This window comes from Mycobacterium sp. PS03-16, from assembly GCF_004570325.1.
GTDB lineage: Bacteria > Actinomycetota > Actinomycetes > Mycobacteriales > Mycobacteriaceae > Mycobacterium.
In genome coordinates, this window is sequence record NZ_SPQO01000042.1 from 25,157 (window position 1) to 35,783 (window position 10,627).

The following is a 10,627-nucleotide window of genomic DNA, read 5'->3' on the forward strand; positions in this document are numbered from 1 at the left end:
CTCAGCGGTAGACGCGTCCCCGCAGGATCACCAGGTCCGGGTTGTTGACCACCTCGGCACCGCGACGCGGATCCTCGGAGTAACAGACCAGGTCCGCAGGAGCACCGTCGGCCAATCCCGGCCGGCCCAGCCAGTCCCTGGCGTTCCAGCACGCGGCGCCCAGCGCCTCGGTGGCGCTCATCCCGATGCCGCGCAGCGCGTCGATCTCGTCGCCGATGCGACCGTGCACGATGGTGCTGCCCGCGTCGGTGCCCGCGTACACCGGCACACCCGCCTCCCACGCGGCCGCGACCCGCGGATAGCTGCGCCGGTACAGGTCGCGCATGTGTGCGGCGTAGGTGGGGTACTTGACCGCCGCATCGGCGATGCCCGGGAAGTTCTCGACGTTGATCAACGTGGGCACCAGCGCGGTGCCGTGCGCCACCATCAACTCGATCGTCTCGTCGGTCAGCCCGGTGCCGTGTTCGATGCAGTCGATGCCGGCGGTGATCAGCCCGGGCAGCGCGTCCTCGCCGAACACGTGCGCGGTCACCCGGGCGCCCTCGGCGTGCGCCGCGTCGATGGCCTGTTTGAGGATGACGTCGTCCCACAACGGCGTCAGATCGCCGATCGACCGGTCGATCCAGTCGCCGACCAGCTTCACCCAGCCGTCGCCGCGGCGGGCCTGCTCGGCCACCACGTCGGGCAGCTGTGACTCGTCCTCGACGTCGACGGCGTACCCGGCCAGGTAGCGCTTGGGCTTGGCGACGTGGCGGCCGGCGCGGATGATCCGCGGCAGATCCTCGCGGTCGTCGAGGCTGCGGGTGTCGGTCGGTGACCCGCAGTCGCGCAGCAGCAGCGCCCCCACCCCGCGCTCGGCCTCCGCCTGCGCGGCCGCCTCGTCGAGTTCGACGGCGCCGTGGGTGCCCAGCCCGACGTGGCAGTGCGCGTCGACCAGGCCGGGGACGATCCAGCCGTCGTACCCGTCGGCGCCGAACACCGTGTCGGCGCCGCCGACCGGGTCGGCCCGCAGGACGCCGTCGACCAGCCACCAGTCCACCGGCTGCTCGTCGGGCAGGCTGCGCCCGCGGACGTGGAGCGGCGCCGCCACGTCAGTTCTTCGGGAACTTCAGCTTGGACAGGTCGATGTCGGCCAGGCCGGGCGGCAGCTCGTCGAGGCCCTTGGGCATGTTCGACAGGTCCGGGAAGCCCGCGGGCATCCCCGGCATCCCCGCGCCGAGCGGATTGCGGTTCTTCGGCGGCGTCGGGCCGCGCCCGGCCTTGCGCCCCTTCTTGCCCTTGCCCTTGGCTTGTTTGCGAGTGTTCTTGCGGCCGAACGGCATTCCCATCTGACCGGCCATCTGCGACATCATCTTGCGGGCCTCGAAGAACCGGTCGACGAGCTGGTTGACCTCCGACACCGTCACCCCGGACCCGTTGGCGATGCGCAGCCGGCGGGAGGCGTTGATGATCTTCGGGTCGGCCCGCTCGGCCGGCGTCATGCCGCGGATGATGGCCTGGACGCGGTCGAGCTGGCTGTCGTCGACGGCGGCCAGCGCATCCTTCATCTGGCCGGCGCCCGGCAGCATGCCGAGCAGGTTGCCGATCGGCCCCATCTTGCGGATGGCGAGCATCTGTTCGAGGAAGTCCTCGAGCGTCAGCTCACCGCTGCCGATCTTGGCGGCGGCCTCTTCGGCCTGTTGGGCGTCGAAGACCTGTTCGGCCTGCTCGATGAGGGTGAGGACGTCACCCATGCCCAGGATGCGGCTGGCCATCCGGTCGGGATGGAAGACGTCGAAGTCCTCGAGCTTCTCCCCGGCGGAGGCGAACAGGATCGGCACGCCGGTGACCTCGCGGACCGACAGCGCGGCGCCGCCGCGGGCGTCGCCGTCGAGCTTGGTCAGCACGACGCCGGTGAACCCGACGCCCTCCCGGAACGCTTCGGCGGTGCTGACCGCGTCCTGACCGATCATCGCGTCGAGGACGAACAGCACCTCGTCGGGGTCGACCGCGTCGCGGATCGCGGCCGCCTGACCCATCAGCTCCTCGTCGATGCCGAGCCGGCCGGCGGTGTCGACGACGACCACGTCGAAGTGCTTGTTGCGGGCCTCGGCGAGACCGGCGGCGGCCACCGCCACGGGGTCAGCGGTGCCCTTGACCTCCGCCGCGCCGGGCGCGGTGCCCGGATGCGGGGCGAACACCGAGACCCCGGCCCGCTCGCCGACGATCTGCAGCTGATTCACCGCGCCGGGCCGCTGCAGGTCGCACGCCACCAGAAGTGGGGTGTGACCCTGTCCGCGAAGCCATTTGGCGAGCTTGCCGGCCAGCGTGGTCTTACCTGAACCCTGCAGGCCGGCCAGCATGATGACCGTGGGCGGGGTCTTGGCGAAGCGCAGGGACCGGGTCTCGCCGCCGAGGATGCCGATGAGCTCCTCGTTGACGATCTTGACGACCTGCTGGGCCGGGTTGAGGGCGGCCGACACCTCGGCGCCCTTGGCGCGCTCCTTGATGCGACCGACGAAGGCCCGCACCACGGGCAGCGAGACGTCGGCTTCCAGCAACGCCAGGCGGATCTCGCGCGCGGTGGCGTCGACGTCGGCGTCGGTGAGCCGCCCCTTGGTGCGCAGGCCCGCCAGGGCCCCGGTCAACCGGTCGGACAGGGATTCGAACACGACGTCCAGCCTAACCGGAGATGCCCGGCGCGCCGTCAGCGCCGCCCTCAGCCGGCCTGTTCGGCGACCGGTTTGCGCGGCGGCGGCGCGGGCAGCACCGCGAAGAGGTCCCGTTCGATCTCTTCGCGAACCTCGGCGCGGAGCGCCTCGTCTCCGACGAGGGCCGGCACCACGATGCCGAACACGTCGACCACCGACGACCCCAGCGTGGTGACCTTCGCCCACGAGACGTCAACGCCGTCGCGCTCGAACACCGCGGTCAACCGGGCCAGCAGCCCCGCGCGGTCGATGCTGCGGATCTGCACGACCAGTTCGCCGGGGGCCACCCCGTCCGACCACAGCACCCGCGGCGGCGCCGCGACGTGACTGGCCGGCACCGCGGCCGCCACCTCCCCGGCCCGCGTGGTGCCGTGCTGCGCGGCCTCGGACTCGCGGCGCTGCAGCGCCCCCAGGACGTCGAGCTCGCCGTCGAGAGCGAGGATGAACTGCTGGCGCAGCAGCCCGGCCGCCGGCGGCGCGCCGAAGTGCGGTGACACCACGAATGTGTTGATCGCCGAACCCTCGTGGCTGTTCACCGACGCCGAGTGCACGCGCAGCGCGTTGAGCGCCAGCACCCCCGCGGCCTTCGACAGCAGACCCCGCCGGTCCGGCGCGATCATCGTGACCTGATGGATGTGCGGACCCTCGCCCGGCGTCAGCTCGACGTGCACGCCGACCTGCGCGGCCAGCTCCAGATGACGGGGGTCGATCGGATCCGGTTGCGGCAGCGGCTCCCCCGCCATCACCAGCCGGCAGCGGCGGACCAGATCGCCGATCAGCGAGGCCTTCCAATCCCCCCAGACGCCCGGGCCGGTGGCCAGCGAATCGGCCTCGGCCAGCGCGTGCAGCAGTTCGAGCAGGACCATGTCGCCGCCGAGCTTGTCGACCACCGCGTCGATGACGGTGGGGTCCTGCAGGTCGCGCCGGGTCGCGGTGCCGGGCAGCAGCAGGTGGTGGCGCACCATCGCCGACAGCACCGCGATGTCCGACGGCCACAGGCCCAGCCGGGTGCCGATCTGTTCGGCCAGTTCGGCGCCGATCACGCTGTGGTCACCGCCGCGGCCCTTGCCGATGTCGTGGCACAGCGCGCCGAGCACCAGCAGGTCCGGGCGCGACACCCGGGTGGTCAGGGCGCTGGCCCGCGACACGGTCTCCGCGAGGTGCCGGTCGACGGTCCAGATGTGCACGACGTCGCGGGGTGGCAGGTCGCGCACCGCCCCCCACTCGGGGAACAACCGGCCCCACAGACCCGTGCGGTCGAGCGCCTCGATCGTCGCCACCGCGGCCGGGCCCGCGGCCAGCAGCACCAGCAGATCCTTGAGCGCCTGACGCGGCCAGGGCGCCCGCAGCTCGGGGGCGGTCTCGGCGAGCCGGCTCAGCGTCGACACCGCCATCGGCAGGCCGGTGCTCGCCGACGCGGCGGCGACCCGCAGGATGAGCCCCGGGTCGCGCTCCGGGCGGGCGTCGCGGGCCAGGATCACCTCGCCGGCGTATTCGATGACACCCTCGTCGAGCGGCCGGCGGATCGGCCGGCGCAGCGCGGACAGCCCGCGGCGCGGCAGCGCGTTGGCGGCGGTGCGCAGCCCGGCGTCGACGTAGTAGCTGATGGTGCGCGCCGCGTCCGAGAGCATGCGCGCGAGGTCGAACCGGTCGCCGATGCGCAGCGCCGCGCCGATCTCGTCGGCGTACTGCGCCAGCAGCAGGTCGCGGCCCCGCCCCGAGACCCGGTGCAGTTCGGTGCGCACGTTGAGCAGCGCCAGATGCGCCCCGCCCAGCGTGCCGGTCGGCGAGGCCAGCGCGGGGCTGGGATACACGTCGGCCAGCTGGGCGATCGCCAGCGCGTTGAGCAGCTGGACGTCGCGCAGCCCACCGCGGCCGGATTTGAGGTCCGGTTCGGCGCGGTGGGCGATCTCGCCGCTGCGCTGCCAGCGCGCCCGGGTGTGCTCGACCAGTTCGGCGAAGCGGGGGGCGATCCCGGTCCGCCACTGCCTGCGGGCGCCGCCGACCAGCAGCGAGGACAGGTCGGCGTCGCCGGCGATGTGGCGCACCTCGAGCATCGCCAGGCCGGCCGAGATGTCCTCACCGGCCACCTTCAGCGCCTCGGGCACGGTGCGCACGCTGTGGTCGAGCCGGATGTTGGCGTCCCACAACGGATACCACAGCAATTCAGCAACCTGGCCGACGACGTCGGCGGGCATGTTGTCGTGCAGCAGCATCAGATCGAGATCCGAGTACGGCAGCAGTTCACCGCGGCCCAGGCCGCCGGTGGCGACGATCGCGAACCCACTGGTTGCGGTGATTCCGATCTCGGAAGCTTTTGTGCCGAGCCAGAACTCGTGCAGGTCCAGCAGGGCGTCGCGCAGTGCCGCGGCGTCCAGTGGGCGCGATCCGCCGGCGATCAGTTGTTCGCCGGCCTTGACCAGATCGGTGGCGGGGCGCGACGACCCCGCCGCCGGGGCCGTCCATCTGGGGGCCCCGGCGGCGGGTTCTCGTCGGTGTTCGGTCATGAAAGGAAGTCCTCCCCCGGTGTGGTGAGCGCGTCGTGTGCTGGGCCGGGAGACGACCCCTCGTCGGTCAGAGGGCGTCGGCCCCCCGCTCACCGGTGCGCACCCGCACGACGGTGTCGACGGGGCTCACCCACACCTTGCCGTCGCCGATCTTGCCGGTGCGCGCGGCCTGCACGATGACGTCGACGACCTTGTCCACCGCGGAGTCGTCGACGACGACCTCCACCCGGACCTTGGGCACGAAGTCCACCGAGTACTCGGCGCCGCGGTAGACCTCGGTGTGGCCCTTCTGCCTGCCGTAGCCCTGGACCTCGCTGACGGTCATCCCGAGGATGCCCGTCTGCTCGAGACCGGTCTTGACGTCCTCCAGCGTGAACGGCTTGACGATCGCAGTGATCAGCTTCATGTCGTCGGTCCCTTCCCAGAAAATTGTTGCCGATCAGGCGAGTTCATAAGCCGTTTCCGCATGCTCGGTCTCATCGATGCCGGTGTCCTCGTCTTCCCTGCTCACCCGCCAGCCCATCGGCTTGAGGACGAACGCGATGATGGCGGTCATCACCCCGGTGAACACCACTGCTACCAGAGCGATCACGATCTGCACCACCAGTTGCTGGATCCCGCCGCCGTAGAACAGGCCGGTCTCGGTGGCCAGGAAGCCGATGCCCACGGTGCCCCACAGGCCCGCGACCAGGTGCACGCCGACCACGTCGAGCGAGTCGTCGTAGCCGAACTTGTACTTCAGGCCGATGGCGAGTGCCGAGAGCACACCGGCGACCGCGCCGAGGATCAGCGACCCGATCGGTGACAGCGAACCGCAGGCGGGCGTGATCGCGACCAGGCCGGCCACGATGCCCGACGCCGCACCGACGCTCGTCGCGTGACCGTCGCGAAGACGCTCGACCGCCAGCCAGCCGAGCATCGCGGCCGCGGTGGCCGCGGTGGTGTTCACCCAGACCAGACCCGCCAGCGCGTCGGCCGCACCCTCGGACCCCACGTTGAAGCCGAACCAGCCGAACCACAGCAGCGCGGCACCGAGCATCACGAACGGGATGTTGTGCGGCCGGTAGGGAGTGCGGCCGAAGCCGGCGCGCTTGCCGATCAGCAGCACGAGCACCAGCGCCGCCATACCGGCGTTGATGTGCACAACCGTGCCGCCGGCGAAGTCGATCGGCGAGACGTTGGCCGCACCCTCCTCGGCGTTGTAGCCGAACAGCCATGACGCGAAGCCATTCTCGGCGCCCGAGAGCAGCCCGCCACCCCAAACCATGTGCGAGAGCGGGAAATACACCAGCGTCACCCAGATGGCGCCGAACGCCAGCCAGGTCGCGAACTTCATCCGCTCGGCCACCGCACCGGAGATGAGCGCCACGGTGATGACCGCGAACGTCAGCTGGAAGGCCACCCAGACGATCGCAGGCACCGACCCGAAACCACCGATCGGGTACAGCTCCTCGCCGCCGATTTCGCGAGGCTCCATCAACGGCATCAACCCGAACAGCGAGAACGGGTTGTCGAAGATGCCGAGGATGTCGCTCTCCCCGGTGTGGGCCGACGCGAACGACATCGAGTAACCCCACAGCACGTAGATCACGCTGACCACGCCGAGCGACCCGAAGGACATCATCATCATGTTGAGGACGGACTTCTGACGGGACAGGCCGCCGTAGAAGAACGCCAGCGCGGGCGTCATCAACAGCACCAGTGCGGCGCTGGCGAGCACCCAGGCGGTGTCGCCGCTGTTGAAAGCGGCGTACGCGTCGTCCGGTAAGGCTAAGACCACTTTGTGTGAACCTCCTCAGGAATTGCGCCGACGGATCGGCCTCGTGAGAAGACTCTTTCGCTCGCGTTTCACCGGTGATGCACGGACGTTTCTTCGATGTGAACGCAGCGCCGCACCCGGTTACGCTCATGTTTCCGGCCCCCTATCCGGTGTGCGGCAGCGTCGCTCAGCCCAGCAACGCGTCCACGAACGCCGCAGGCTCGAACGGCGCGAGATCGTCGGGGCCCTCCCCGAGTCCGACCAGTTTCACCGGCACCCCGAGCTCCTCCTGCACGCGGAAGACGATGCCGCCCTTGGCGGTGCCGTCCAGCTTCGTCAGCACCACGCCGGTGATCTTGACCACCTCGGCGAACACCCGCGCCTGCGGCAGACTGTTCTGCCCGATCGTCGCATCCAGCACCAGCAACACCTCGTCGACGGCGGCACGCTTCTCCACCACCCGCTTCACCTTGCCGAGCTCGTCCATCAGCCCGGTCTTGGTGTGCAGCCGGCCCGCGGTGTCGATCACCACGACGTCGGCGCCCTGGTCGATACCCTTGGAGACGGCGTCGAAACCGACCGAGGCGGGGTCGGCGCCCTCGGGCCCGCGCACCACGTCGGCGCCCACCCGCGACGCCCAGGTCTGCAGCTGGTCTGCGGCCGCGGCGCGGAAGGTGTCGGCCGCACCGAGCACGACGCGGCGGCCGTCGGCGACCAGCACACGCGCCAATTTGCCGACCGTGGTGGTCTTTCCCGTGCCGTTCACACCGACCACCAACAGCACCGACGGCTTGTCGGCATGCGGCAGCGCCCGGATCGACCGGTCCATCTCGGGATGCAGTTCGGAGATCAGGACGTCGCGCAGCACGGCGCGGGCGTCGGCCTCGGTGCGCACGGCGTCACTGGCCATCCGCGTCCGCAGCGCACTGACCACCGACTCGGTGACCGTGGGGCCCAGGTCGGCGATCAACAAGGTGTCCTCGACGGCCTCCCACGAGTCCTCGTCGAGGTCGCCGCCGCCGAGCAGGCCGAGCATGCTGCGGCCCAGGGCGTTCTGTGATTTGGCCAGCCGGCCGCGCAGCCGGTCCAGCCGGCCATGTGTGGGGGCGATGACCTCGGCCGGTTCCAGTTCGGGTTCCGGTTCGGGCTCGATTTCGGGCGCCGGTGGGATGACGAGGGGCTCGGGCGGGGCGGTGTCGACGGGCGGTTCGGGCAGGCGGACGTCGGCGATCGGGCGTTTGGGCGCGTCACGTGGGATCGTGGCGTCGTCGCCGACCGCGGGCAGACCGCTGGTGTCGATCCGCTCGGGCGCCCTGGGCTTCGGCGGCGCGGCGGGCGGCGCTGACGATTGTGTGAACGTGATGCCGGAACTGGCCGTGTATCCGCCGGACCGGTCGATCGGTGTGGCAGTGTCGGCATCGGTCAGCTTGATCCGCCGACGCCGGTAGCGGACGAGCCCGACCACCAGCGCAGTGACGAGCAGAACGGCGATGACCGCGATTGCGATCCACAGGTACAACGACAGATCTTCGGTCACCCGGCCATTGTCTCAGGGTGGCCGACCGGTGACGTCCGGCCCCGGTCGCGGGCCGGACGGGATGCAGACCCGCAAACGCCGGCACATCGACGTCTGCCTGGACGGGCCGGTCGAGTACCAGACCGTGACCACCGGCCTGGAACGCTTCCGGCTGCCCTACAACGCGCTCACCCAGACCGCACTCGGCCGCCTGGACCTCGGTACCGACTTCCTCGGCACCCGGCTGCGCGCCCCGGTGCTGATCGGCGCGATGACCGGCGGCGCGGTGCTGTCGGCCACCATCAACCGCAACCTCGCCACCGCGGCTCAGCAAATGGGGGTCGGGATGATGCTCGGCTCGCAGCGCATCATGTTCGACGACGATGCGGCCGCGGGCAGCTTTGCGGTGCGCGACGTCGCCCCCGATGTGCTGCTGATCGGCAACGTCGGGTTGGCGCAGGTGTGCGAGTCGGTCGTGCCCGCGCTGGAACGTGCCCTCGCACGGGTGGGGGCCAACGCCGTCGCGGTGCACACCAACCCGCTGCAAGAGGCCATGCAGCACGACGGGGACACCGACTTCACCGGCTCGATCAGGCGGTTGCGCGAGATCGCGGGCAGCCTGCGCTACCCGGTGCTGCTCAAGGAGGTCGGCCACGGCATCGGCGAGGCGGCCGCGGCCGAGCTGGTCGACTGCCCGCTGGCCGCCGTCGACGTCGCCGGCGCCGGCGGGACGTCGTGGGCCCGCGTCGAGCAGCTGGTCCGCTACGGCGAGATCCGCTACCCCGCGCTCGCCGAATGGGGCATCCCGACCGCGCAGGCCCTGCTCGAGGTCCGCCACACCCTGCCCGACATGCCGCTGATCGCCTCGGGCGGCATCCGCACCGGCATGGATGCGGCGAAGGCACTCGCGATGGGCGCCGACGTGGTGGCGGTGGCCCGGCCGCTGCTGGCACCGGCCATCGAGTCCGCCGACGCGGTCGTCGAGTGGCTGACGCGGTTCATCGACGAGCTGCGGATCTGCCTGCACGGCTGCGGTGCGGCCGACCTGGCCGCGCTGCGCCGCCGCGGCGTGAGCCCGGCTCAGGCCTGAGCGCTGACCGCGACCTCACCCCGGTCCTGCGCAGGGATGTCCTGGCCGCGCAGGCGCTGCGAGATGACCGTCGTGATGCCGTCGTTCTGCATGGTCACCCCGTAGAGCGCGTCGGCGATCTCCATGGTCGGCTTCTGGTGGGTGATCACGATCAGCTGCGAACGCTCCCGGAGCTGTTCGAACAGGCTGATCAGCCGGCGCAGGTTGACGTCGTCGAGGGCGGCCTCGACCTCGTCCATGATGTAGAACGGCGACGGCCTGGCCCGGAAGATCGCCACCAGCATCGCCACCGCGGTCAGCGACTTCTCCCCGCCCGACAGCAGCGACAGCCGTTTGACCTTCTTACCCGGCGGGCGGGCCTCCACCTCGATGCCGGTGGTCAGCATGTCGTTGGGGTCGGTGAGCAGCAGCCGGCCCTCGCCGCCGGGGAACAGGGTCGAGAACACCTGGGTGAACTCGCGTTCCACATCGGCGTAGGCCTCGGCGAACACCCGCAGGATCCGGTCGTCGACATCGGCGATCACGTCGAGCAGATCCTTGCGGGCGGCTTTGACGTCCTCGAGCTGGGTGGCCAGGAAGTTGTAGCGCTCCTCCAGCGCCGCGAACTCCTCGAGCGCCAGCGGGTTGACCCGCCCCAGCTCGGACAGCTCCCGTTCGGCGCGTTTGGCCCGGCGCTCCTGGGTGGGCCGGTCGAACGGCATCGGCGCCGGCGCGGTGACCTGCTCGCCGCGCTCCCTGGCCTGTTCGTACTCGGCCATCTCCAGCTCCGACGGCGGCAGCGCCACCTGCGGGCCGTATTCGGCGATCAGATCGGCCGGCGCCATCCCGAACTGTTCGAGGATGGTGGCCTCGAGTTGCTCGATCCGAAGCGCCGCTTGGGCTTTGGCCACCTCGTCGCGGTGCAGCGCATCGGTCAGCGCGGTGGTGCGGGCGGTCAGCGTGGTGACCTCCTCACGCGCCTCGGCCAGTGCGGCGGCGCGCTGGCCGCGTTCGGTGGCCAGCGCGTCGCGGGTGCGTGACGCGGCGGCCACCACCGCGGCCAGCCGGGCCGCGACGTCGCGGCCC

8 protein-coding genes are annotated in these 10,627 nt (G+C 71.0%); 1 reads left to right on the forward strand and 7 read right to left on the reverse strand.

The genetic code is table 11. The features are described 5' to 3' along the window. Position 1 precedes the first annotated feature (1 nt). The 6 genes from E4P42_RS23735 to ftsY form a co-directional block, all read right to left on the reverse strand. A complete protein-coding gene (locus E4P42_RS23735) occupies positions 2-1,090 on the reverse strand; it encodes an amidohydrolase family protein (protein WP_135128661.1) in 1,089 nt (362 codons plus the stop codon). Position 1,091: 1 nt separating this feature from the next. Further along, positions 1,092-2,651, reverse strand: a complete 1,560-nt coding sequence (gene ffh, locus E4P42_RS23740) for a signal recognition particle protein (RefSeq protein ID WP_135128663.1) — start codon at positions 2,649-2,651, stop codon at positions 1,092-1,094. Between the two features lie 47 nt (positions 2,652-2,698). Further along, positions 2,699-5,197, reverse strand: a complete 2,499-nt coding sequence (locus tag E4P42_RS23745) for a [protein-PII] uridylyltransferase (protein ID WP_135128665.1) — start codon at positions 5,195-5,197, stop codon at positions 2,699-2,701. A gap of 67 nt (positions 5,198-5,264) precedes the next feature. Beyond that, the gene (locus E4P42_RS23750; protein WP_003881099.1) at positions 5,265-5,603 is read right to left on the reverse strand and encodes a P-II family nitrogen regulator; all 339 of its coding nucleotides are present in this window, start codon (positions 5,601-5,603) and stop codon (positions 5,265-5,267) included. A 33-nt stretch (positions 5,604-5,636) separates the two neighbouring features. Continuing rightward, the gene (locus E4P42_RS23755; protein WP_135128667.1) at positions 5,637-6,977 is read right to left on the reverse strand and encodes an ammonium transporter; all 1,341 of its coding nucleotides are present in this window, start codon (positions 6,975-6,977) and stop codon (positions 5,637-5,639) included. A gap of 166 nt (positions 6,978-7,143) precedes the next feature. Then, a complete protein-coding gene (gene ftsY / locus E4P42_RS23760) occupies positions 7,144-8,481 on the reverse strand; it encodes a signal recognition particle-docking protein FtsY (protein ID WP_167759602.1) in 1,338 nt (445 codons plus the stop codon). A 73-nt stretch (positions 8,482-8,554) separates the two neighbouring features. Between ftsY and fni the strand changes: the two genes are divergently transcribed. Then, on the forward strand, positions 8,555-9,562 hold the full coding sequence (gene fni / locus E4P42_RS23765) for a type 2 isopentenyl-diphosphate Delta-isomerase (protein WP_135128685.1): 1,008 nt from the start codon (positions 8,555-8,557) through the stop codon (positions 9,560-9,562). Here the strand turns inward: fni and E4P42_RS23770 are convergent. Beyond that, the coding region (locus E4P42_RS23770; protein ID WP_167759601.1) for an AAA family ATPase at positions 9,553-10,627 on the reverse strand (1,075 nt) is incomplete at its 5' end. The two genes, fni and E4P42_RS23770, sit on opposite strands and share 10 nt — an antisense overlap.